The 22444-nt window shown below is 74.2% G+C and carries 24 protein-coding genes; 16 read left to right on the top strand and 8 right to left on the bottom strand.

Annotation, left to right across the window (positions count from 1 at the left end):
- Nucleotides 1-4: 4 nt before the first annotated feature.
- Nucleotides 5-1024, bottom strand: coding sequence for a helix-turn-helix transcriptional regulator (locus tag OIE69_RS37735; RefSeq protein WP_326579414.1), 1020 nt, complete (start codon nucleotides 1022-1024; stop codon nucleotides 5-7).
- 128 nt (nucleotides 1025-1152) lie between these two features.
- Nucleotides 1153-4065, bottom strand: a complete 2913-nt coding sequence (locus OIE69_RS37730; RefSeq protein WP_326579413.1) for a M4 family metallopeptidase — start codon at nucleotides 4063-4065, stop codon at nucleotides 1153-1155.
- A 363-nt stretch (nucleotides 4066-4428) separates the two neighbouring features.
- Between OIE69_RS37730 and OIE69_RS37725 the strand changes: the two genes are divergently transcribed.
- From OIE69_RS37725 to OIE69_RS37715, 3 genes are all read left to right on the top strand, one after another.
- Nucleotides 4429-5181, top strand: a complete 753-nt coding sequence (locus tag OIE69_RS37725) for an SDR family NAD(P)-dependent oxidoreductase (protein ID WP_326579411.1) — start codon at nucleotides 4429-4431, stop codon at nucleotides 5179-5181.
- A 359-nt stretch (nucleotides 5182-5540) separates the two neighbouring features.
- On the top strand, nucleotides 5541-6290 hold the full coding sequence (locus OIE69_RS37720) for an SDR family NAD(P)-dependent oxidoreductase (RefSeq protein ID WP_326579409.1): 750 nt from the start codon (nucleotides 5541-5543) through the stop codon (nucleotides 6288-6290).
- Between the two features lie 135 nt (nucleotides 6291-6425).
- Nucleotides 6426-7283, top strand: coding sequence for a TIGR03620 family F420-dependent LLM class oxidoreductase (locus tag OIE69_RS37715; RefSeq protein WP_326579407.1), 858 nt, complete (start codon nucleotides 6426-6428; stop codon nucleotides 7281-7283).
- A 61-nt stretch (nucleotides 7284-7344) separates the two neighbouring features.
- Here OIE69_RS37715 and OIE69_RS37710 read toward each other — a convergent pair whose 3' ends face one another.
- Both OIE69_RS37710 and OIE69_RS37705 read right to left on the bottom strand, forming a co-directional pair.
- Nucleotides 7345-7779: an Rrf2 family transcriptional regulator gene (locus OIE69_RS37710; protein ID WP_326579405.1), complete on the bottom strand. Its 435-nt coding sequence runs from the start codon at nucleotides 7777-7779 to the stop codon at nucleotides 7345-7347.
- A gap of 26 nt (nucleotides 7780-7805) precedes the next feature.
- Nucleotides 7806-8408, bottom strand: a complete 603-nt coding sequence (locus OIE69_RS37705; RefSeq protein WP_326579403.1) for a TetR/AcrR family transcriptional regulator — start codon at nucleotides 8406-8408, stop codon at nucleotides 7806-7808.
- A gap of 271 nt (nucleotides 8409-8679) precedes the next feature.
- Here OIE69_RS37705 and OIE69_RS37700 point away from each other — a divergent pair, with 271 nt between their 5' ends.
- Nucleotides 8680-9189, top strand: a complete 510-nt coding sequence (locus OIE69_RS37700) for a DinB family protein (RefSeq protein ID WP_326579401.1) — start codon at nucleotides 8680-8682, stop codon at nucleotides 9187-9189.
- Between the two features lie 16 nt (nucleotides 9190-9205).
- Here OIE69_RS37700 and OIE69_RS37695 read toward each other — a convergent pair whose 3' ends face one another.
- Both OIE69_RS37695 and OIE69_RS37690 read right to left on the bottom strand, forming a co-directional pair.
- The gene (locus OIE69_RS37695) at nucleotides 9206-10207 is read right to left on the bottom strand and encodes an MBL fold metallo-hydrolase (protein WP_326579399.1); all 1002 of its coding nucleotides are present in this window, start codon (nucleotides 10205-10207) and stop codon (nucleotides 9206-9208) included.
- 83 nt (nucleotides 10208-10290) lie between these two features.
- The gene (locus OIE69_RS37690) at nucleotides 10291-11187 is read right to left on the bottom strand and encodes a serine hydrolase (RefSeq protein ID WP_326579397.1); all 897 of its coding nucleotides are present in this window, start codon (nucleotides 11185-11187) and stop codon (nucleotides 10291-10293) included.
- A 30-nt stretch (nucleotides 11188-11217) separates the two neighbouring features.
- Here OIE69_RS37690 and OIE69_RS37685 point away from each other — a divergent pair, with 30 nt between their 5' ends.
- From OIE69_RS37685 to OIE69_RS37650, 8 genes are all read left to right on the top strand, one after another.
- The gene (locus OIE69_RS37685; RefSeq protein ID WP_326579395.1) at nucleotides 11218-12189 is read left to right on the top strand and encodes a LysR family transcriptional regulator; all 972 of its coding nucleotides are present in this window, start codon (nucleotides 11218-11220) and stop codon (nucleotides 12187-12189) included.
- 99 nt (nucleotides 12190-12288) lie between these two features.
- Complete coding sequence (locus OIE69_RS37680; RefSeq protein ID WP_326579393.1) at nucleotides 12289-13098, top strand: DUF427 domain-containing protein; 810 nt, start codon at nucleotides 12289-12291, stop codon at nucleotides 13096-13098.
- A 47-nt stretch (nucleotides 13099-13145) separates the two neighbouring features.
- The gene (locus tag OIE69_RS37675) at nucleotides 13146-13658 is read left to right on the top strand and encodes a molybdenum cofactor biosysynthesis protein (protein ID WP_326579391.1); all 513 of its coding nucleotides are present in this window, start codon (nucleotides 13146-13148) and stop codon (nucleotides 13656-13658) included.
- 68 nt (nucleotides 13659-13726) lie between these two features.
- On the top strand, nucleotides 13727-14728 hold the full coding sequence (locus OIE69_RS37670) for an endonuclease/exonuclease/phosphatase family protein (RefSeq protein ID WP_392567617.1): 1002 nt from the start codon (nucleotides 13727-13729) through the stop codon (nucleotides 14726-14728).
- Between the two features lie 413 nt (nucleotides 14729-15141).
- On the top strand, nucleotides 15142-16068 hold the full coding sequence (locus OIE69_RS37665) for a hypothetical protein (protein ID WP_326579389.1): 927 nt from the start codon (nucleotides 15142-15144) through the stop codon (nucleotides 16066-16068).
- A gap of 215 nt (nucleotides 16069-16283) precedes the next feature.
- The gene (locus OIE69_RS37660; RefSeq protein WP_326579387.1) at nucleotides 16284-17897 is read left to right on the top strand and encodes an alpha/beta hydrolase; all 1614 of its coding nucleotides are present in this window, start codon (nucleotides 16284-16286) and stop codon (nucleotides 17895-17897) included.
- Nucleotides 17898-18033: 136 nt separating this feature from the next.
- Nucleotides 18034-18918: a DMT family transporter gene (locus tag OIE69_RS37655; protein WP_326579385.1), complete on the top strand. Its 885-nt coding sequence runs from the start codon at nucleotides 18034-18036 to the stop codon at nucleotides 18916-18918.
- A gap of 93 nt (nucleotides 18919-19011) precedes the next feature.
- The gene (locus tag OIE69_RS37650; protein ID WP_326579383.1) at nucleotides 19012-19575 is read left to right on the top strand and encodes an Rv1733c family protein; all 564 of its coding nucleotides are present in this window, start codon (nucleotides 19012-19014) and stop codon (nucleotides 19573-19575) included.
- A gap of 5 nt (nucleotides 19576-19580) precedes the next feature.
- On the opposite strand, the gene OIE69_RS37645 is transcribed toward OIE69_RS37650, so the two are convergent.
- Together OIE69_RS37645 and OIE69_RS37640 are read right to left on the bottom strand one after the other, a co-directional pair.
- Complete coding sequence (locus tag OIE69_RS37645) at nucleotides 19581-19796, bottom strand: hypothetical protein (protein ID WP_143681691.1); 216 nt, start codon at nucleotides 19794-19796, stop codon at nucleotides 19581-19583.
- 201 nt (nucleotides 19797-19997) lie between these two features.
- Nucleotides 19998-20120 (bottom strand): hypothetical protein, encoded by a 123-nt coding sequence (locus OIE69_RS37640; protein WP_018559360.1) that lies wholly within the window; start codon nucleotides 20118-20120, stop codon nucleotides 19998-20000.
- A 397-nt stretch (nucleotides 20121-20517) separates the two neighbouring features.
- Here OIE69_RS37640 and OIE69_RS37635 point away from each other — a divergent pair, with 397 nt between their 5' ends.
- The 4 genes from OIE69_RS37635 to OIE69_RS37620 all read left to right on the top strand — a co-directional run bounded on the left by OIE69_RS37635 (nucleotide 20518) and on the right by OIE69_RS37620 (nucleotide 22322).
- Complete coding sequence (locus OIE69_RS37635) at nucleotides 20518-20925, top strand: ArsR/SmtB family transcription factor (RefSeq protein WP_326581528.1); 408 nt, start codon at nucleotides 20518-20520, stop codon at nucleotides 20923-20925.
- On the top strand, nucleotides 20922-21560 hold the full coding sequence (locus OIE69_RS37630; protein ID WP_326579377.1) for an SRPBCC family protein: 639 nt from the start codon (nucleotides 20922-20924) through the stop codon (nucleotides 21558-21560). Before OIE69_RS37635 ends, OIE69_RS37630 begins: the two co-directional genes overlap by 4 nt.
- Nucleotides 21561-21638: 78 nt before the next feature.
- Nucleotides 21639-22085: a winged helix-turn-helix transcriptional regulator gene (locus tag OIE69_RS37625; RefSeq protein WP_326579375.1), complete on the top strand. Its 447-nt coding sequence runs from the start codon at nucleotides 21639-21641 to the stop codon at nucleotides 22083-22085.
- A gap of 105 nt (nucleotides 22086-22190) precedes the next feature.
- Nucleotides 22191-22322, top strand: coding sequence for a hypothetical protein (locus tag OIE69_RS37620; RefSeq protein WP_326579374.1), 132 nt, complete (start codon nucleotides 22191-22193; stop codon nucleotides 22320-22322).
- The last annotated feature ends 122 nt before the right edge of the window (nucleotides 22323-22444 follow it).

Raw genomic sequence — 22444 nt, 5'->3', positions numbered from 1 at the left:
TGACTCAGCCGTCCAGCCAGCCGCGTTCACGCGCGAGGAGCGCGATCTGGAACCGCGTCCGGGCGCCGAGGGCGGTACCCGCCTCGCTGACGTGTTTCTGCACCGTCCGGCGGCTCACGCCGAGCACCCGGGCGATGGCGTCGTCCTTCATCCCCGTGGCCATGAGGTGGAGGATCTCCCGGGTCCGTTCGTCGGTCTCGACCGCCTCACGCTCGCGGCGCGGGGCGGGCCAGTCCTGGCGGCTCTCCAGCGAGACCGGCGTCGCGCGTTCCCAGATGCCCTCGAAGAGCGCCACGCACACCTCGATCAGGGCCGGGGAGTGCACCACCAGCGAGCCCGCCGAGGGGCGGTCGCCGTGGAGCGGGAGGAGGGCGGCGGTCCGGTCGAAGAGGGCCAGCTTCACGGGGAGCCGTGTGCCGAGGCGGAATTCACCCCCCACCGCGGTGCCGCGGATCGCGGTCTCCAGGGACACCTCGTCGGTGAATCCGTCGGCCTCGTACACCGACCGCAGCCGCACTCCGGGGGCGACGACGGTGCGGTCCGGGTCCCGGTGCCCCGAGTCGTCAGCGGTCTCCGTCACATACGGTGGTTTGGCCAGGTGCAGCACCTCGCTCCTGCTGCCCTTCAGCAGGTGCGCGTAGCGGGCGGCCACCTCGTCGCCGTGCTCCAGCACCTCCACCAGGTCGGGTGCGCCGGGGTGCGCGGCGGAGCGGTAGAGCTCGTCGAGCTGCTCCATGAACAGCTCCGTGCGGGCCAGTTCGCTCCGCCGGCGGGCGAGCAGCGAACCCAGCGAGGAGCGCGGCGGGCCGGCCTTCCAGCGCGGGGACCCGCCGGGGATGCGGATGACCAGGAGTTCGTCCTCGAGGACCCGCAGGGCGCGCTCGGCCCCGCCGGCGGACGTGCCGACCGCGTCGGCCACCGCGGCGGCGTCCGCCGAGGGGTGGCCCACCAGGTACTCCAGGACCCGTGCGCCCAGGGGATCCAGCCCCGTACCCGCCCAAGGGCCTCCCGACGAGACATCCATGCCGCCTGCCACCCCTGTACGTCCGCGCACCGGCTCATGATCGTACGCCTCGCGGAACGGCCGGCGGGGGCCCGGTCCGGCGTGTGCCGGTCCGGGCCCCCGTCGGGGTGGTGCGGTGTCGCGGCCGCTCAGCGGCAGGTGCCCGCGGGGCGGGCCCGGGTCACCAGGTCGGTGTCCGTGGTGGTGGTGTCCATCCACAGGACCCGGCTCCCGGTGCCCGCGGCGGCGTTGGACTGCTGGCCGTGGCTGCAGGAGACCCGGCCCAGCGGGTCGCCCTGCGGGGTGAACTGCCAGAGCTTGGCCAGCGAGTCGTTGTAGTCGTCGAAGACCTGCGAGAACGAGGAGTACAGGGTCAGCGTGACCGCGGTGTCCGACGCCGTGAGGCCGTACGCCCGGACGGGACGCGGGCCCTTCTCCGCGATGACGTCGGTGACGGTGGAGCCGTCGACGGACGCCCGGCGCAGGGTGGTGAAGTCGTCGTCGGTGTAGTCGGTGTCGATCAGCCAGTACACACCGGCCGCGGTGATCACCGGCGTGCTGATCCACTCCGGCTGCGAGGGCGCGCCGAGGGCCGTGGTCTTCCCCGTCCTGGTGTCGAAGACCTCCATGACGATCCCGTAGGTGCCGTCGAACAGCCCGTCGTGGATGTACGCGATGCGCCCGTCCTTGACGGCGGGTTCGACCGTCTGGTTGTAGTCGCGGCCGACCGGCACCTCGCGGGGCGTGGTGTCGCCGCCCTTCACGTACAGGACCCGCTGCAGCGAGGTCGCCTCGTCACGGCGGGACCAGGCGACCGTGTCGCCGTCCACGCTCAGGCCGCTGATCTCCGTGCCGGTGCTGTACAGGGTCTTGACGGGGCCACCGCCCACGGGCGCGGACAGGATGTCGTAGGTGCGCGCCCAGGGGTCGTCACCGGGGACGTCGCCGACCGCCACCCACACCACACGCTTGCCGTCGGTGACCGGGCTGAGGTGCGAGCGCCCGTCGACCGGGGAGATCCGGCGGGGCTTGCCCTTGCCGTCGGTCCGGCCGGTCCACACCGCGTACGGCTCGGTGCCGTCGGCGCTGGACTTGGGGGCGGCCCACCAGTCGCCGCGCGCGCTGGGGACGTTGCCGGTGCCGACGAACGACATCAGGGTGCCGAGCCGGCCGAGGAGCACGTCGCTGTCCAGGCCGAGGTCCTTCTCCCAGCCGGGGACGATGCCGTGGGCGTCGAAGGCCTTCTTCACCTTGGCCATGCGGTCGCCCTTGACGTGCAGCGACCTGGCGGCGGCGATGACCGCGTCCCGGCCCTCGTCGAAGCCGTCGAGGGGGGTGATGTAGGAGGTGAGCGCCTTGTACACGATCTGGTCGGCGAGTTCGCCGCCCAGGCTCTCGCGGATGTCCCACAGCGCGCCGCTGAAGATCGTGGAGTTGACGTGCACGCCGCCGTTGTCGTACGAGGAGCCGAGGGGCAGCCCGAGGAAGCCCTTCGTCGTGGCGCCGTCGTTGAGGTCGCGGAAGGCGCAGTCCTCCGGTGCCCGGGTCCGGCAGAGGTCGCCGCCGATCAGGCTCGCCTCGGGGTCGGTCATGGAGGTGCGGTTCACGGTGACGTCGATGGCGTTGCCGAGGTAGTCGGCGATGGCCTCGTTCATGGCGCCGGACTGGCCGGCGTAGACCAGGTCGGCGGTGTGCTCGACGACGCCGTGGGTCATCTCGTGGCCGACGACGTCCAGGTCGGAGGCGAGGGAGCGGTACTCGTCGTCACCGGTGCCGTAGACCATCTTGGTGTGGTCCCAGAAGGCGTTGACGAACGGCGAACCGAAGTCCGTGACGCCGACGAGGGAGTTGATGGCCATGCCCTTGCCGTCGAGGCTGTCCCGCTCGAAGGTGCCGCGATAGAACTCGTAGACCTTCCCGGCCGCCCAGTGGGCGTCCACGGCCCCGCTGTCGGTCATCTCCTGCGGCGCCTTCGTGGTCGGCATCGCGAACGGCACGACGCTCTCGGGCCACTGCCCCGACACATCCTGGTACCAGACGCTGGAGGCGTCCCAGGTCTGGATGACGTTGCGGCCCTTGCTGTCGGCCATGTGCGCGGAGTCGCGCAGCAGGTACCCGCCGCCGGCGGCGTCCTTGGTGAGGTTCAGCGGCACGGTGGCGCCGTGGAGGAGGACACCGCTGCCGGTGACGCCCGTCGAACCCGTCGCGGGAGCGGCGGGCGCGCCGCCGCGCATCGGGGTGCCGCTGCGCATGGACGTTCCGCTGCGCTGCGCGGCGGCGCCGGCGGAGGCCGTCGGGGCGAAGGTGGGCAGACCTCCGTACTCGAAGACCGCGATGCCGGTGGCGGCGTCGACGAAGACCTCCTGGACCACGGGCGAGCCGGTGGCCGGGTCGGTGCCGCGCACGGTGACGTGGCGGGCCAGCACGCCCTTGCCGGTGGGCAGCACGGTCAGCCCGCGGTCGGTGCCGGTCAGGCCGTCCTTGGCGCTCTTGGCGTGCGCCGGGCGGTAACCGCCCTTCGCCAGTTCCTCCCGCACCTGCCGCACCGCGTTCTGCACGGCGGTGGGTGCGGGGAGGGTGGGGCGGGTGGTGTCGAGGTCGAGGGCGGTGAAGTAGCTGCCGGAGGTGCCGGTGACGGTGCGCTTGCCGTCCTTGTGGGTCATGCGGACGAGGTACTGGGCGCCCAGGACGGGGATGCCGCGGTACTTCTGGCCGAGGCGGACGGTCTCGGTGCCGTCGGGGCCGGTGGTGACGGTGTCGGTGGCCAGGTCGCGGTCGGGGGCGGGGATGCGGTAGCGGTCCTTGTGGCCGGCCAGGTGGGCGCGGGCGGCGGTGGCGGCGGGCACGGAGGCGTCGGCGGGGTCGGCCAGGCCGTCGACCAGGGCGGGGGTGGCGGTGGAGGGCCGCGGTGCCGGCGCCGTCCCGGTGCCGGTGGTGGGGTCGGCGGCGTGGGCGGGGGCGGTCAGGCCGGTGACGCCCAGGGCGACGGCGGCGGCCAGCAGGAGGGACAGGCCGGTGCGGCCGGTGCGGTGAACCGGTCTGGGCCGTATGCGTGTTGACATGGACGAATGCCTCCGGCAGCCCGGCGTGACCCCGGGCTCGGTAGTGGGACATCGGATGCTCGGCGCACCATCGCGCCCGCGGCTCGCCCTGCACCCTGGTGGCGATCACACCCGGGTGACAAGACGAAATCCGGGGGGAGTACGCGCAGTTGCACAGATGCGAAGCCGAAGCGCCCGCGGAGGGCACCGAAGTGCCCGATGTGGTCCCGGTTCCGGCGGAAGGGCCGCTTCGTACGGCCCTGACACCCTCGTCGCGTACGCCCCGCGGACTCCCCCGGGCACCGGCACCCGGCCGCCGCCACCCGCCGAGCGGCGGCGGCCGGGCCGCCGGATACTGCTCACGAGGACGCTGGAGGTCAGGCGATGGGTCGTTTCGACGGGAAGACCGCGGTGGTCACCGGTGGGACCAGCGGCATCGGGCTGGCGGCCGCCGAGCGCCTGGCGGCCGAGGGAGCGCATGTCTTCCTCACCGGCCGCCGCGAGCCGGAGGTGCGCGCGGCGGTCTCGGCGATCGGCCGGGACAGGGCCACCGGAGTGCGGGGGGACGTCGCCGTCCCCGCCGACCTGGACCGGCTGTACGCCCGGGTCGAGGCCGCGGGACGGCGGATCGACGTCCTCTTCGCCAACGCGGGCGGGGGCGGGATGGCCCGCCTGGAGGAAGTGACGGAGCAGGACTTCGACGACACCTTCGGGGCGAACGTGAAGGGCGTGCTCTTCACCGTGCAGAAGGCGCTGCCGCTCCTCAACGACGGCGCCTCGGTCATCCTCACCGGCTCGACGGCGGGCAGCGGCGGGGCCGAGGCGTTCACCGTCTACAGCGCCTCCAAGGCCGCGGTGCGCTCCTTCGCCCGGACCTGGGCGAACGAGCTCAAGGGGCGCGCCATCCGGGTGAACACCCTGAGCCCGGGACCGGTCGAGACCCCGGGGATCCACACTCTGGCGCCCGGTCCCGACGAGGACGGCCGCCTGCTGGACACCCTGGTCGCCGCGGTGCCGCTCGGACGGCTGGGCCGGCCCGAGGAGGTCGCCGGCGTGGTCGCCTTCCTCGCGTCCGACGAGAGCACCTTCGTCACCGGGGTGGAGCTCTTCGTCGACGGCGGCCAGCAACAGGTGTGACCCCGCCCCGCCCTCTCCCCCGCCGCTGCGCGAGGGCGCGCCTCAGGCCGTGCAGGCCCGTTCGGCCGGCGCCCGGTCCGGGGCCGTCCGTCCCCGCCCGGCACGACGTTCTCCCGCCCGCTCGCAGCGTGCGCCCGCCCCTCCCGTGCCGAACGGTCCACGTCTCCGGAAGCAGGCGCTTGACACGCCCCGCAGGCCGACCTAGTTTCTTATCGACCACTACATAACTTGCCACCCCGCCTCACGCCGCCTGGAACGCGGCGCACGCGGGGGCGTCGGAGGCCACCCCTGCGGCGATATGTAACAACTTCCGTTACATCCAGGCGCGGCCATCCCTCACTGCGATTCGGAGCAACCTCATGGGACAGCTTGACGGCAGGACCGCCATCGTCACCGGCGGCACCAGCGGCATCGGCCTGGCCACCGCGCGGCGATTCGCCGCCGAGGGCGCGCACGTGTTCCTCACGGGCCGCCGCAAGGACGCGCTCGACGCCGCCGTGGCGGAGATCGGACCCAACGCCACCGGCGTCCACGGCGACGTGTCCGACCCGGCCGGCCTCGACCGGCTCTACGACGCCGTCGCGCGGCAGGGTCGGCGCCTCGACGTGCTCGTCGCCAACGCGGGCGGCGGCGGCTTCTCCACCCTGGAGCAGGTCACCGAGCAGCACTTCGACGAGATCTTCGCGAACAACGTCAAGGGCCTGCTCTTCACCGTCCAGAAGGCACTGCCGCTGCTCAACGACGGTGCCTCCGTGATCCTCACCGGTTCCACCGCGGGCTCCGTCGGCAACGAGGCCTTCGGTGTCTACGGGGCGTCCAAGGCGGCGGTGCGCTCCTTCGCCCGGACCTGGGCCAACGAGCTCAGGGGCCGCTCGATCCGGGTCAACTCCATCAGCCCCGGGCCGATCGACACACCCGGTATCGACGGCCTCGCGGCGGACGCCGAGCAGAGGGCGCAGCTCAAGGGCTTCCTCGCGGGCCAGGTGCCGCTCGGCCGGATGGGCCGGCCCGAGGAGGTCGCGGCCGCGGCCGTCTTCCTCGCGTCGGACGAGAGCAGCTTCATCACCGGCATCGAACTCTTCGTCGACGGCGGGGTCAACCAGGTCTGACCGCCACCGGAAACCTCACCGCCGCGGACGGGGAGGGTGGGGGCGAACGCGGCCGTATCCGCCGCCCCCGCCCCCACCGCGCCCGCTGCGACAGCCGTACGCACCGGCACCACCAGCACAGACAGGACACAGACGATGGACATCGGACGGACAGGGATCTGGAGCATCGGGCTGCGCACCGCCGATCCCGGGACGATCGAGGACGCCGCGGCCGAACTCGACGCGATGGGCTGGGGTGCCCTGTGGATCCCGGGACTCGGCGGCGGCGACATCCTCGGCGACTCCGAACGGCTCCTCGGGGCCACCCGCACCGTGCGCATCGCGGTCGGCGTGCTCAGCATCTGGCGCCACCGGGCCGCGGAGATCGCGGCGGGACACGCCCGCCTGCAGCAGCGGTACGGCCACCGCCTCCTGCTCGGCCTCGGCGTGAGCGACGCGTCCGCCGCGCACGGCGCGGGGCGCGCCTACCGGCCGCTGTCGGACATGAACGCCTATCTGGACGAGCTCGACCGGGCCCCGGCCCCCGTGCCGGCCGGAGAGCGCGTCATGGCCGCGCTGGGTCCGAAGATGGTCCGGCTCGCGGGACGGCGCACAGCGGGTGTGCACCCGTTCATGGTCACCCCCGAGCACTCGGCCACGGCCAGGGAACTGCTCGGTCCCGGCCCCCTTCTGGCGCCCTACCAGGCGGTCGTGCCGGAGCGGGACCCCGCCAGGGCCCGTGCCGCCGCCCGCGGCTTCCTCGGGACGTTCCTGGCCATGGACCACTACGCCCGCAGCCTGCTCCGCCAGGGCTTCACCGAGGAGGACCTGGCCGGCGGCGGCAGCGACCGGCTCGTCGACGGCGTCGTGGCCTGGGGGGACACCGAGGCCATCGGTGCCCGCGTCCGCGCCCACCACCAGGCCGGGGCCGACCACGTCTGCCTGCACGTCGTCGGCGCCGACTCCGCCGTTCCGCTGGCCGAGTGGCGGGAACTCGCCGCCCTCGCCGGCTGACCACCCGGTGGCCCGCCGTGCCCGCGCCCTTCCCGCACATCCGGTCGCGCCGGGCCGCGGGTCACCGCCGCCGGGCGAGCGTGTCGCGGAGCACGTCGGCGATGGTGGTGGCGGCCAGCTCCCGCTCGACGCCGTGGCGGAGTCCGTCGTACACCTGCCGCAGGGCGGGCCCGATGCCGTGGCCGACGGGGCAGTCGGCGTTCGGCGAGGCAGGGTGCAGCCGGAAGAGCGTGCCCTCCTCGACCGCGCGGTAGACGTCGAGCAGGGTGATCGCCGCGGGCTCCCGTACGAGACTCCAGCCCGCTCCCGCGCCGCGCCGGGACTCGACCAGTCCGGCCCCGCGCAGGTCGCCGAGGCAGCGCCGGATGACCACGGGATTGGTGTTGACGCTGCCCGCGATCCGCTCCGACGTGGCCGCCGGTCCGTCGTCGCGCCGGTCCAGGGCCATCCACGTGAGCACATGGACGGCGATGGTCAGCCTGCTGTTGGCGCTCATGCCCGCGGACCTCCTCCTCGGCGATGTCAGCCGGCCGCCGGCCCCGCGGGCCAGGCGCCCATCGCGAGGTCGACGACCCGGTGCAGTTCCTCGCGGGTCGCGCCGCCCGCGGCCTGGACGGCGACGCCCTGGTACACCGTGATGAAGTAGCGGGCGAGGTCGGCCGGATCGGCGTCGGCGGGGAGCTCCCCGTCCGCCCGCGCCTTCTCCAGCCGCAGGCGGAGCGCCGCCTCGCCGGCCGCCCGGCGTGCGGTGAGTTCGTCGCGCGCGGCCTCCGACCCGGCCGAGGCGGCGAGACCGCCCTGCACGGTGAGGCAGCCCGGGGGGCAGTCGGGCCGGGTCGTGGCGTCCGCGGCGCCGTGCAGCAGCCGCTCGACGACGCGGCGCGCGTCGGGCTCGGCGAACGCCTCGCGGATGTAGCGGGCGGGCCCGTCGGCGTAGTGGTCGAGGACCCGCTTGAACAGGCCCTCCTTGTTGCCGAACGCCCCGTACAGGCTCGGCGGGTTGATGCCCATGGCCCGCGTGAGGTCCGAGATCCCGGTGCCCTCGTAGCCCTGGCGCCAGAACACCTCGAGCGCCCGGTCCAGCACCTCGTCGACGTCGAAGGCCCGCGGCCGTCCTCCTGCCATGGTGGCGCCTCCTGCCCCATCGATCTGTAACGGACGCTATAATACCGCGCCGGTCGGGGCGCGGGAGGCGGTCGGGCCCCGCCGCCTCCGCCCGGCGCGGTACCGGGAGCCGGCGGGAGGGGCCGAGGGCGCGATCTCCACGGCGTCGAGCAGGTCCCGCACCGGCTGGGGCCCTCCTGCCGGTCCCGGCCCACCGTAATTCGGAGGCCGCCCGGAGAAACGGGGTGAGAGGCTGGCCCCCGCTGTCCGCGACGGAGGAAGAGAGCATCCAGTGACCGACGACGACCGCGTGGGCCCGCCACTGCTCGGCGCCGAGCGCGAGACGCTCCGGGCGTTCCTCGACTACCACCGCGCCACGCTGGCCATGAAGTGCCGGGGGCTCTCGGACGAGGAGCTGCGGCAGCAGTCGATGCCTCCGTCCACGCTGTCGCTGCTCGGGCTCGTCCGGCACATGGCGGAGGTGGAACGCGCCTGGTTCCGCCGGGTGTTCGAGGACAACGAAGCGCCCATGGTGTGGTCCGACAGGATCGACTTCCAGGCGGCCTACGACGCGAGCGCGGCCACCCGCGCCGAGGCCTTCGCCGCCTGGGAGGCCGAGGTCGGGAACTCCCGCCGCATCGAGGAGGCGGCCGGGTCCCTGGACCTGACCGGGCACCAGCCGCGCTGGGGCGAGGACGTCTCCCTGCGCATGGTGATGGTGCACGTGCTCCTGGAGTACGGCCGCCACAACGGGCACGCGGACTTCCTGCGCGAGGGCGTCGACGGCACCGTCGGCGCCTGACGCCCCCGCACGGGAGTCAGGACACCGGCCGCATGCCGGCGCCGTAGAGGGTCCCGTAGTCGGGGACGACGACGCGCGTCGCCGGCGACTCACGGCGGACCTGAGCCGCGAAGGCGTCGAGGTCCGCCGACGGGTCGGTGCGCGGCGGCAGGTCCAGCGGCCGCTCGAAGTCGTCCCAGTGCACGGGCACCACGACACCCGGGTCGCCCAGCGCGCGCAGCAGCCGGGGGACATAGCGGTGCGTCGAGGCGCTGGTCGGTACGGCGACCATCGCGAGGTCCGGGCGCAGTCCCCGGGCCGCGCGCTCGCCGAAGTCGCTGGCACCCATGAGGAAGGCCGTGGGGCCGTCGTCCCCGGCCGTCACCTGGTAGGCGAGGGTGTCGCCCTCGGGGAGGTCGCCGATCGTCTCCGGGCGTGCCGGGGGCGGTCCGGCGAGCCTGCCGGGGGCGAAGTAGGAGTGCTGCTTGTTGCGGCTGTGCAGGCTCGCGACGACCTCCACCACGATGCCGTCGAAGTCCAGCACTTCCCCGCCCTTCACCACCGAGATCTGCGCCGGGTCGACACCGAGCGCGACCAGCAGGTGGTAGGTGGTCTCCGTGCCGACGACCCTGGCCCCGGTGGACGCGGCGATGTACGGCACGTCGGCGAGGTGGTCCCAGTGGGAGTGGCTGACCAGGACGAGTTCGGGACGGCCCACGCGCTCCCGGACGGCGGCCTCGTCGGTGCACAGCCGGGTGGCGCGGTCGAAGGCCCCGGTGAAGAGCCCGGTGGGGAAGCGTGTCACGTAAGGGTCGAACAGCACGGTCCTGCCGGAGACGTCGATCCGCCAGCCGGCCGTGCCCAGCCAGCGGAACGTGGCCGCACCGGCGGCCGGGTCCCCGTGCCGGACCGCGGGTGCCGCGGCGGCCGTGGGCGGCGTGCCGGGCAGCAGCGGGGTGGCCGCGGACAGCGCGGCCCCCCGCAGCATCGTGCGCCGTCCGAACCTCTTCGCACCTCGTGCGTCAGTGTCGTCGCTCATGGCCTCAGAAGATCAGGGGCCGCGTCGCCCCGTCCAAGACCGGAATTCCGTCCGCTCGATACGCGATCCGGTATGAGCGCAGGTCAGCGCCGGCTGCTTCGCAGGAAGTCCACGGAGATCCGTGCGGCGGCGCCGACCGCCGAGTCCACCGCGGGGCGCGTCGCGGTCAGTTCACGGGTGCGGGCGAAGACCGCGACCGCGTAGCGCCCGCCGTCCGGGTGGGCGACCACCCCGGCCTCCGCGTGCAGTCCGGGCAGCGTGCCGGTCTTGGCGGCCACGGTGACCTCGTCGGGGAAGCCGGACACCATCCGGTGCCGGAAGACCTGCCGGCCCATCAGTTCCCGTACCCAGGCGCAGGCCTGCGGCGGGCCGGCCTCGTCGGTCCAGATCATCCGGAGCAGCCGGGTGATCTCACGGGGCGTGCCGGCGTTGGTCCGCGCGGGGTCCAGGACGGCGAGCCGCCTCTTCCGTTCCTCCGGCAGCGCCGGCCAGCGGGCCGCGAACTCCCCCCCGGTGCGGGCCCCGACCTCGTCGAGCATCGAGTCCAGCACGTCCCGGGGACCGCCCATGAGCCGGATCCCGGTGAGCCCGAGCTCCTCGGTGAGAAGCCGTACGGTGTCGAGTCCGATCCGGGCCAGCAGCAGGTCCGCGGCGGTGTTGTCGCTGACCGACATCGCGAAGTGGGCGAGATCGCGGAGCGAGAGCTCGACGTCGTCGGCGCATCCCGCGGTACCCCAGCCGCCGAGCCGGTCGGCCGGGGTGATCCGTACCCGCTCGCGGGGGTCGAGCTGCCCGGCGGCGACCTGGCGGGCGAACTCCAGCACCAGGAGGATCTTCACGACCGACGCGAGGACGACGGACTCGTCCGCGTCCACGGCGACCCCGGAGGCTTCGCCCGCTCCGGCTCCGATCGGTACGGCGTGCAGCCACCCCTGGGCGCCGGCCGCCGCGAACACCGCCCGGATCTCCTCCTCGACCATCAACAGCCTCCTCGCGTAGGGTCCTTGCCGGTGGATCTCTTGCGCCACCTGCGTATCTTCGTCGTCGTGGCGGAAGAACTGCACTTCGGCCGCGCCGCCGACCGGCTGGGCACGGCACAGCCGCCGGTCAGCCGGGCGGTGCGCGCGCTGGAGCGGGAACTCGGCGCGGAGCTGTTCGACCGGTCGCGGCGCCGGACCGCGCTGACCTCGGCGGGGACGCTGCTGCTGGAGGAGACGAGGGAACTCCTCGCCCGCGAGGACCGCCTGCGGGCACTCGCGCGGCGTGCCGCCGACGGGGGCCTGGGCACCCTGCGGGCCGCCGTGCCGACCGGCACCACGGCGGCGGCGGTCTCCGCGCTGCTGGCCGCGTGCGCGGAGCACGCCCTGGGGCCGGCGGTCGATCTTCGGGAGGCCACCACCGCGGAGCAGTTGCGGCTCCTCGGCTCGGGCGGTCTCGACGTCGGCCTCGTCCACCGGCCGGTGGAGGCGGCGACCGGGCTGCGGCTCGGCCCGGAGGCCTCGTCCGAGCTGGGAGTGGTCCTCCCCCGCGCCTCGCCGTTGGCGCGCGGGCCGCAGGTGTCCCTCGCCGATCTGTCCGGCCAGGACCTCGTGGTGTTCCCTCGCGACGAGGCCCCCGGCTGGTACGACCGGCTGCTGGAGAGTTGCCGCGCGGCGGGCTTCGCCCCGGGTGGCGTCCGGCACGCGTCCAGCCCCGAGTTCCTGCTCGCCCTGGTCGCGGCGGGTGGCGGCGTCGCGTTCGACCAGGGTGCCGCGGCCCGCCGGGAGCCCCGTGTGGCCTGGCGGCCGCTGTCCGGAACCCCCCTCCTCCGCCGGATCGGCGGCGCCTGGCCCTCCGGCCCCTCGGCGCACCCGGCGGCCCCGCGCTTCGCGGCGCTCGCCGCGGACGTGCTGGCGCGGCACGGGGCCGGGGCCGGGCGGCACGCGGGCACCTCGCCCCCGTCGGAGGGGCCGCCGCGGCCGTGGTCGGTGGTGTTCGGCTGAGACGGCGGTGTCCCGTGGGCACGGCCGGGGTGGCCGATCGCGCGGGCGCCGGTGAAGCTGGGCATACGGATGCCCGTGAACGGACCGAGGTGACCACCGATGGCGGACGAGAGCGTGAACCACCCGGGTCTGATCGTCCCTGTCGGGCAGGTCGAGCCCGTCCCACGGCGCATCCGGGCGCAGGTCGGGGGCCGTACCGTGCTCGACACCCGGCGCGCCCTGTACGTGTGGGAGTGGCCCGGCTATCCGCAGTACAGCATCCCGGTGGAGGACCTGACCGAGGGCGAGCTCACCGACGACGGCCGGGCCGGCCGGCTGGGCCCCGGCCCGGCGCGCCGCCACTCGCTGCGCGTCGGCTCGGAGATCCGCGAAGGCGCGGCCTGGGTGTGGGACGAGGGCGCCCCCGACCGGCTCCTGGGCACCGCGCGGTTCCGCTGGGAGGCCCTCGACGCCTGGTACGAGGAGGACGAGCAGGTCTTCGTCCACCCCCGGAGCCCCTACACCCGGGTGGACGCCCTGCGCTCCTCCAGCAGCGTCCGCGTGGAGATCGACGGCACCGTCCTCGCCGACGCGCCGCATGCGGTGACCCTCTTCGAGACGGGCCTGCCGACCCGCTACTACCTCGAGCGCGTGCACGTCGACTGGAGCCGGCTGCGCCCCTCGGACACCGTCACGCGCTGCCCCTACAAGGGCACGACCAGCGGCTACTGGTCCTTCGACGCCGACGGCGCCGTCCACGAGGACATCGCCTGGGCATACGACTTCCCCACGGTGGCGTGCGCCCCCGTCGCCGGCATGGTCGCGTTCTACAACGAGCGCGTCGACCTGTACGTCGACGGCGCACCCCTGCGCCGCCCGATCGGGATGTCCCGGGCCGCGTGGGACCGGCGTCACCTCGGGCGGCCCTGAGACGAGGACCACGCCGGAGACCGCGGGCGGCGCTCTAGGCTGGCGGCATGTCTCAGCAGGTCGAAGTCGTGCAACTCCTGGTGTCGCCCGCGCACCGGTACATGGGGCGGCCTGCGGACGGGCCGTCGCCGGCGCCGGACGGGCAGCTGGTGCGACGTGCCGAGGTGCGGAGCGGGCTGGGACTCGTGGGCGACCGCTACTACGCGCGGCCCGCCCATCGCGACGCCGCCGTCACGCTCATGGCCGCCGAGAGCCTCCCGCTGGACATCGCCCCGGGGACCGACCTGCGGCACACCCGCCGCAACGTGCTGCTCCGCGGCGTCGACATCGACGCGTACGTCGGGGCGACCGTGGCGCTGGACACCGGAGCGGGACCCGTCCTGTTCGCGGTGCGGCGCCCCGCCCGGCCCTGCGCCTGGATGGACGCCGTCATCGGCCCGGGGGCGCAGCGCGCGCTGCGCGGCAGGGGCGGAGTGCGGTGCACGCCGCTGAGCGACGGTGTGCTCACGCTGGGCCCGGCTGAGTTCCGGGTCGTGGAGGACGCGGGGGAAGCGTCGTAGCCGGGGCGTGTGGGCCCCGTCACGGCGCGGTACGGGAACCGGATCGCGCGGCCCTGCGTGGTTGCTGCGTGCGATCACTGGGGCGGAAGGATCACGGGCAGGCCGTTCACGGGTGGGAGGGCGCGGCGCGGAACGGCCGCGGGTGGCGCGGCCGGCGGCGGTGGGACGGGGTCCTGGCGGCGCTTCCGCTGCTGCTGGCACTGCTGCTCGTGTGCCACACCGCGGTGCCGAACGGCCCCGGCCGCTGGGGGAGCCTGCTGGAGACGTTCCTGCCGTGGCTGGGGCTGGGCGTCCCGGTGGTGCTGTGCGTGGCCCTGCTGCGGCGTTCGGGGGTCGCCCTGTGCGCGCTCCTGGTGCCGTCGGCGGCCTGGTTCGCGGTCTTCGGATGGCTGCCGGACCCGCAGGGCGGTTCCGCGTACGATCTCGTCGCGGTGCAGCACAACGTCAGTGACGTGAACGCGGATCCTAGGGGCACGGCGCGGCAATTGGCGGCTGCCGACGGGGACTTGATCGCCCTGCAGGAGTTGGCACCTTCCCTTCTGCCGGAGTTCGGCGCCGTTCTGGACGCGTCCTACCCGCATCACGTGTCCTTCGGCACGGTCGGGCTGTGGTCCCGATACCCCCTCGCGGACGAGCGCAGGATCGGTATCCGGCCCACGGACCTGGGCGAGGACTGGGACCGCGGGTTCCGGGCGACCGCCCGGACGCCGCAGGGGGACGTCGCCGTGTACGTCGCCCACCTGCCCTCGCTCCGCCTCGGCCGCGCCGGGTTCGGCTCCGCCCGGCGGGACGAGAGCGCGGCCCTCCTCGGCGCCGAGATCGCGGCCGAGCCGCTGGACCCGGTGATCCTGCTCGGGGACCTCAACGGCACCCTCGACGACCGGGGGCTCGCCCCGCTCACCTCGCGCCTGGGCGTCCCGGAACGGGGGCTCGCGTTCAGTTGGCCGGAACGCTTTCCGCTGGCCCGGATCGATCAGGTCCTGGCGCGTTCCGCGACGGTCTCGGACGTACGGACCCTGCCTGCCACCGGGAGCGACCACCTGCCCGTCGCCGCACGCATCCGGTTCTGAGCCCGGGCGGGTGAATCCTGCAGCTCCACACATTTCCTGACGGACCGTCGGAGCTGACGCCGATGCGACCCTGGACCCATGTGCGGGCACGGCGAAGCACGCTGACGATCCGTCAGCCGTTTGGGCGCCGGGCGGGCCGAGCCTCCGCCGCCTTGCTGACGCAAGATTAACTGATGCTCCGTCACCCGGTTGGACATCTCTTCACATTTTTCTTATCCGGGCCACCGCACCGCCTCTCACCTGCGGAAACGCCCGTCACGGCGCCACGGCCCCACCCCATTCGGCCGTACACCTCCGCCGGTCTCGGGGTGCGGAGCGACTGCGGATGATCGCCATATAGGTCTCGAGGACGCGTTGGCAGTCGTGCCGGGGGCCACATCCCGCCTGCCCCGTCCACAAGGAGGTTCAGCTCCATGCGTGGTGCTCGTATCCTGGCGATGGCGACGATGACGGCTGCGGCGGTCGTCCTTCCGAACTCGCAGGCCTTCGCCGTGGTCGACGTCAACGTCGCCCAGAACGGACGGTCCGTCACCGTCACCGCGAGCTCGGAGGTTTGCCAGGCGCCCGGCGCGATGGTGAACGCCAACGCCTTCCCGTCCGGCCTGCTGCGCAACGCCCTGGCCCTGAACGCGGCGACCCCGGGCGGTCCGCTGACCGGCACCTTCACGATCCCGGATGACGCGCCGGCCAACACCTACACCATCACCGTCAGCTGCATGATCGGCCCGAAGGCCGACCAGGGCAGCGTCGGCACCCTCACCGTTCCCGGCACGACCAGCACGAGCGGTGACCGTGACGGCGGGACCAACACGAACACGAACAACAACACCAACACGAACAACAACAACCACAACCACAACCACAACGACGACAACGGCGACGACGAGTACGGGGACGACTACGAGGACGACTACGGCAACTACGGCCGCGGCGACCACGGCGGCCAGGGCCGTGACAAGTGCTCGTGGGGCGGCCACGGCCGGGGCGGCCACGGCGGCGGTGACGACCGCGGAGACGACGACAACGGCCGCGGCGGTTACGGCGACCGGGGCGGCTACGGTGACCGCGGCGGTTACGGCGGCCGCGACAACGACCGCAAGTGCTACAAGAAGCGCCACCACGGCCACGACCGGGACCGCGACAACGACCGCGGCAACGACCGTGACAACGACAACGGCAACGGCAACGACAACGACAACGGCGCGCCCGACACCGGCTTCGGCGGATCGACCGGCATGAACACCGCCGAGAGCCTCACCGGCGCCTCCCTCCTGGCCGCCGCGGCGGCGGGCGGTGTGTTCCTCCTGCGCCGGCGTCGCACCCAGGGCGGCGAGGCCTGACGCCCCGCGTTCCCCCCTCACGGCACTCCGCCCCGGACCCGCACACGGTTCCGGGGCGGAGTGCCGTCCGCCGGCGGCCGACCGAGCGGCCGCACCGTCGCCGTGGCCCCGGTGCGCCCGCGGCGGTTCACTCCGCCGGCCTAGGCGAACACCTCCGCCGGACACGCTGCGTGGTGCACTGATCACGCACCGGAAGGTGAAGGAGAGACGTGGCGATGAAGGAAGCCCGGACCACCGGCCACATATCCCGCGGACCCCGGCGCGGGCTCCACCACGCGGTGCTCGCAGCGCTCTGGGCCTGCGCACTCCTGCTGACCGGCTGCGCGGCGGGACCGCCGGGACAACGCGCGGGGCACGGCCCCGCGGGGCCCCCGGGCACCACCGCCACGGCCGTTCCCCCCGGGTTGGCCGACCACTACCGGCAGAAGCTCCGGTGGACGCCCTGCGAGGAGCAGCCCTCGTTCCAGTGCACCACCCTGCGGGCCCCGCTGGACTACGCCCGTCCGGAATCGGGCGACATTCGCCTGGCGGCGACCCGCAAGAAGGCCACCGGGACCGGCGGCCGGCACATCGGCTCACTGCTGTTCAACCCCGGAGGCCCCGGCGAACCCGCGATCACCTCGCTGTGGTCGTTCGCCGGGGCCTTCTCCCCGGCCGTGCGGGCCTCTTACGACCTGGTCGCCGTGGACCCCCGCGGGGTCGGTTCCAGCACCCCGGTGAACTGCGGCGGCGACGCGGCCGGCACCCCTGCGGCGGTGCGGGGACTCCCCGGCTCGGGCGGCCCGGACGAGGACGGGCCGGCCACCGAGCCGCACGCGGACGGGCCGGACTTCGCGGCCGCCGACGAGGCGGCCCGCGAGACCGCCACCGCCTGCGAGCGCGGCGCGGGGCGTCTGCTCCCCCACGTCGGCACGCTCGACTCGGCCCGGGACCTGGAACTGGTCCGCGCCCTCCTCGGCGACGAGCGGTTGCACTACCTCGGCTTCTCCTACGGCTCCTACCTCGGCGCGAGTTACGCCGGCCTCTTCCCGTCCCGCGTCGGCCGCATGGTGCTCGACGGCGCCGTCGACCCCACCCTCGACGGCGTCCACAGCCTGCTGGGCCAGGCCCGGGGCTACCAGATCGCCTGGGACTCCTTCGCGGCCGACTGCGCCGCCCGCCCGGCATGCCCCGTGGGCCACTCCGCCGCCGAGGCCGGCCCCGCGCTGGACGCGCTGGTCGACGCCCTCGACCGCGCCCCGTTGCGGCAGGGCAAGGACGTGGTCGTCGACGGCGACAGCCTCGTCAGCGCGGTCACGACCGCGCTCATGGCACCCGCGTGGGAGAAGCTGCGCGCCGCGCTCCGCGAGGTGCGCACCGGTGACACCACCACCGTGCAGGAACTCGGCGGGGCCTTCGAGGACTCCGGTTTCAGCGGTGACGCGTACGTCGCGATCACGTGCCTCAGCGGAAGTCTGGGAGCACGCGCCACCCCCGCGCAGGCACGAGCCGCGCTACCCGGGTTCCTGCGGGCCTCCCCCCGCTTCGGGCGGTACTTCGCGGACCAGTTGTCGACCTGCGCCCACTGGCCCGTCCCCGCGGACCAGCCGGCCGGTCCCATCACCGCGCCCGGCGCGCCGCCGATCCTGGTCGTCGGCACCACCCGCGACCCGGCGACCCCCTACACCGAGGCCCGGGCCCTGGCCCGCCTGCTCTCCTCTGGCCGGCTCCTCACCTACGACGGCGACGGCCACACCGCGTACCTCAGGTCGGTCGGCTGCGTCGACGACGCCGTCGACCGCTATCTGATCCGGGGCCAGTTGCCGCCCGCCGGCACGGTCTGCGCCTGACATCCCCGACAAGGGTTGGGGGGCGGCTCGGGGTGGACCCTGATGCCCCGGGGGCGGCGCACACGATGTGCTGGAGGCACTCGGCACCATCCCCGCACCCCAGGAGGAGCCCCATGCCCGTTCGGAGGGCGTTCGCATGAACGGCGGCGTGCTGTCCCTGGCGGCGGCCCTGCTGTCGGCGGTCTGCTACGCGACGGCGGCCGTCGCCCAGGAACGCACGGCGGCCGCCGGGCGGAAGCCGACGGGCGGGCTGTGGACGCTGGCTCTGGTCCTCCAGTCGGCCGGGGCCGGACTGCACGCGGTCGCGCTGCGGTACGGGTCGCTGACCGTGGTCCAGGCACTGGGCGCGCTGGCCCTCGTACTGGCGCTGCCGCTGCACGCGGCCCTCGGCCGGCGCCGGGTACGGCCCCGGGAATGGCGCGGCGCGGGTCTGACCGTGCTGGGGCTGGTGACGCTCCTGCTGTCCACCGCACCGCCCGGCACGGAACGGGCGCTGGGCAGTGCCGAGTTGGTCCTGCTGGCCGCGATCACGGCGGCGGCGGCACTGGCGCTGACCCGGCTGCCGTGGGGGGCGGACCGATCCGCACTGCGCGCGCTGCGCTTCGCGACGGCGGCGGGCGCGGCGTTCGGGATCGCCTCGTGCCTGACCCAGGGCCTCGCGGTGCACCTGGCCGCGCAAGGGCTGGGGGCGGCCGTCGCCGACCCGATGCTCCTGGTGGCGGCGGGCTGCACCGGCGTCCTGGCGATCGCTGGGATGGTGTGGTCGCAGGAGGCGTACCGCGGTGGGCTGGGCGTCGCGCTGGCGGCCGTCACGCTGGCGAACCCCCTGGTGGCGGGATGCGTGGGTGTGCTGCTGCTCGGTGAGGGCTTCCGGGGCGGCTCGGTGGGCCTCGCGGTGGCGCTGGCCGGGGCGCTGGCGGCCGGGCGGGGCGTGGTCGTGCTGTCGCGGCCGACGCCCTCGGCGGGCCGCACTCACCGGGTCCCCGGCCCGCGGCCGGCGTCGCCCGCGGTCGCGGACTAGAAGGCGAATTCCCGGCGCCCGAACGCTCCGTGGGTGCAGCATGTCGGCAGTCCGGTCGAGGCCGGGCCGCGCGCCTCGTCCGAGGGGGGTCCCATGTCGCTCTGTGCCTGTCCCGCCGTGCTGCCGTCCCGGTGCCGTCCGTGCGCGCACACCCTTCCGCGGCTGGCCGCCTCCGTGCTGATGGTGCTGGCCGTGGTCGTCTCGTCGTGTGCAGGGTTCGCCGTGCACCGGACGGAGCGCGCGCAGGCGCTGGCCGAAAGGGGCCACCGGCACCTCGTGGCGGGCACCGCCCTGGCCGCTACGGGACCGGTCTTCCATGAGCACGGCATGCGCTCGCTGCCGCCGGTGAGTGCCGGCTGGGAGTTCCCGCGCGGCCGCCCGCACACCGGACGGGTCCCGGTGGGCCGGCCCGTCGAGGCGGGCGACCGGATACGGATCTGGGTGGACGACCGGGGCGCGCCGGCGCCGGAGCCCCGCAGTACGGCGGGTGCGCGGGGGGCCGCCCTCGTACTGGGTGTCACGTCCTTCCTGCTCTGGTCCGCGCTGGCCTGGGGCGTGCACCACGCGGTGGCCGCCCTCGCGCTGCGCGCGCGGCTGCGGTCGTGGGAGCGGGAGTGGGAGCGCGTCGAGCCGGTGTGGTCCCGCCGGGCGCCCTGACCGGGTCAGAGGAAGAGCCGCAGGACCCGTAGACCTCGTGCGTGGTCCTCACCGGGGCCCGCCTTGAGCTCCTCCGGGGGTTTCCAGTCGGCGTGCAGGGCGGCCCAGAAGTCGGTCCACGCCTGCGTCTCCGTCGGCCCGCGCCCGACCGCGTCGGTCCCCGGGCACGTGACCACATAACCTTCGCCGTCCTGCCGGATCGTCACTGCTGGCTCGACCATGGCCCACCTCGCGTTCCGGTGCACCCGAATCACGTCAAGGGTCACCCGGTCGGCGCCGACGCGCAACAGCGCCCCGCGTGGGCCGTCCGGGGGACTCGGCCCGCGACCCGTCACGGCCCCCGGTGCGCGGGGGCCGGCGGGCCAGGCCGGGGACCGACCGCATCCGGGCCGCCGGCGGCTTTCCGGGCTCCACCGGAGCCGTCACCCGGCCGGTGCGGCGCGGCGGAAGCCTTCGGCGAGGTAGCGCAGCCGCCTCACCACGTAGGCGAAGACGGGGCGGAAGGCCGGGACGGTACCGCCCGGTCGGCAGGACGTGTCGCTCATCTCGGGCGACCCTTCTGGACGTGCACAGTGTGCGTCGGGGCGGGCGTCAGTACGGGAGGGGCTTTCCGGACGGTGTCCGCAGGTCGATCGGAGGGCGCGACGGCGCCGGCTGCTTCGGTCGCTGGACGCGGATGCGGCGCATGGTCATCACTCCTTCGAAAACGCGCCCCGTGCGGGGCGGACCCTTTCAGTCCTACGCCGTGGACCCGGGGGCCCGCGTCAGGGAACGTCCCTGAAGCCACCCCTATGCCCGGTTCGTTCCTCCTCCCTTGGGGTGAGGTGCGCACCGAGGCACGTCGTCGCTGCTCAGGAGGTCGAGGAGAAACGGATGTCTCCCCTGAGCAGCGGACCCCAGAGCTTATCTCACTCCTTGCTTATATAAGTGGCTACTGCCATAGTGGCCGACGTGCACGCATTCGACGTACTCGGCGATCCGGTGCGACGCCGGATTCTGGAGCTCCTCGCCTCCGGGGAACAGCCGTCCGGCGCGATCACCGAGGTCATCAGGGAGGAATTCGGCATCTCGCAGCCCGCCGTGTCCCAGCATCTGAGGGTCCTGCGGGAGAACGGGTTCGCCGTGGTGCGGGCGGAGGGCACCCGGAGGCTCTACGCCGTGCAGGCCGCGCCCCTGCGCGAGGTCGACGCGTGGCTCGAGCGTTTCCGCGGCTTCTGGGAGCAGCGGCTGGACGCGCTCGGCACCGAGCTCGCCCGGGGGCGCCGCGAACGGCGTGTCACACAGGAAGAGCAGCGACCGGGGACGGGACAGGCCCGGGGCCCCCGAAGGGAACGTGAAGACACCGGATGAACATCGTCGACGAGATCAACGCCATCCACCGCGCGACCGGCAGCCGGGACGTCTCCGGCGAGGAGGCGCGCACGGTGCTGCTGCGCCGCACGTACGACGCCCCCGTCGAGGACGTGTGGGACGCCTGCACGACCGCGGAGCGGATCGGTCGCTGGTTCCTGCCGGTCACCGGCGAGCTGCGGCTCGGCGGCCGCTACCAGTTGCAGGGCAACGCCGGCGGGGAGGTCCTGCGCTGCGAACCCCCGAAGCTGCTCCGGGTCAGCTGGGTCATGGGCGAGGCCCCCGGGTTCAGCGAGGTGGAGGTGCGGCTGACCGCGCAGGACGCGGAGCGGACGGTCCTGGAACTGGAGCACGTCGCCGTCGTGCCGCCCGGCATGTGGGACCGGTTCGGGCCCGGCGCGGTCGGCGTGGGCTGGGACCTGGGGCTGCTGGGCCTCGGCCTGTACCTCGCCGGCGAGGCCATCGGACCGGAGAAGGCCGAGGAGTGGCAGTACTCCGACGAGGCCCGCGACTTCATGACCCGCAGCAGCGGGGCCTGGGGCACCGCGTACGCCGCCTCGGGCGTCCCCGAGGACACCGTGGCCGCCGCGGTCGACGCCACGACCGGCTTCTACGTCCCCGCACGACCCGAGTAGGCCCGTACCCGGCCCTACCCGGCGACGATGTTTGCCCCGCCCGCCCTCTCGGTTTAATGTCGAAACCGGGAGAGGGCGATGCAGAAGAAGGACTTCAGTGACGGACCGTGCCCGGTCGCGCGGACCCTGGGTGTCGTCGGCGACTGGTGGTCGCTGCTGATCGTCAGGGACGCGCTCAACGGGGTGCGCAGGTTCAACGACTTCCACCGCGGCCTGGGCTGCGCCAAGAACATCCTGAGCAGCCGCCTCGGCAAGCTGGTGGAGCACGGGGTGCTGCGCACGGTGCCAGCCTCGGACGGGAGTCCCTACCGGGAGTACGTACTCACCGAGGAGGGCAAGGGGCTGCGGCTGGTGCTGCTCGCCCTGCGCCAGTGGGGCGAGGACAACCTCTTCGAGCCCGGGGAGCGGCGCACCACCGCCGTGGACCGGGCGAGCGGCCGCCCGGTGGCCCCGCTGGAGATCCGCGACGCCGACGGGCGGCCGCTCGGGCCCGACGACGTCGAAGTGCGGGCCCCGGCGCCCTGACGACCGGCGGGGTGCCGGACCGCGACGGGGGAAACGCGGTCCGGCGCCCGCACCGCACGCCTGTCCGCGACGGCGCGGTTCATTCCTCCGCACCGGGCACGGCCGGTGGACGGGATCAGGCGGCCGGCCCTCAAGGCCCTGTGGTGGATCGCGCTGATCGTCCTGGTGGTGTGGCTGCCCGGCTTCGTGTTCCGGGCCGTCGAGGGCGGCGGACGCCGCCGCTGGTACCGATGGTGACCCGACACTCCGACGCAGTGCCAGGGGTGGGGTTCTCGCGGCCGCGTACGGCGGTCGGGAACCCCACCCCCGGCCATGGGGGCATGGAGACCGGCGGATGCGGCCGGTGCCGCGGCGTACCC

The sequence above is a fragment of the Actinacidiphila glaucinigra genome, assembly GCF_035918135.1.
Lineage (GTDB): Bacteria > Actinomycetota > Actinomycetes > Streptomycetales > Streptomycetaceae > Actinacidiphila > Actinacidiphila glaucinigra.
This window is presented reverse-complemented; position numbering and strand designations above follow the sequence as displayed.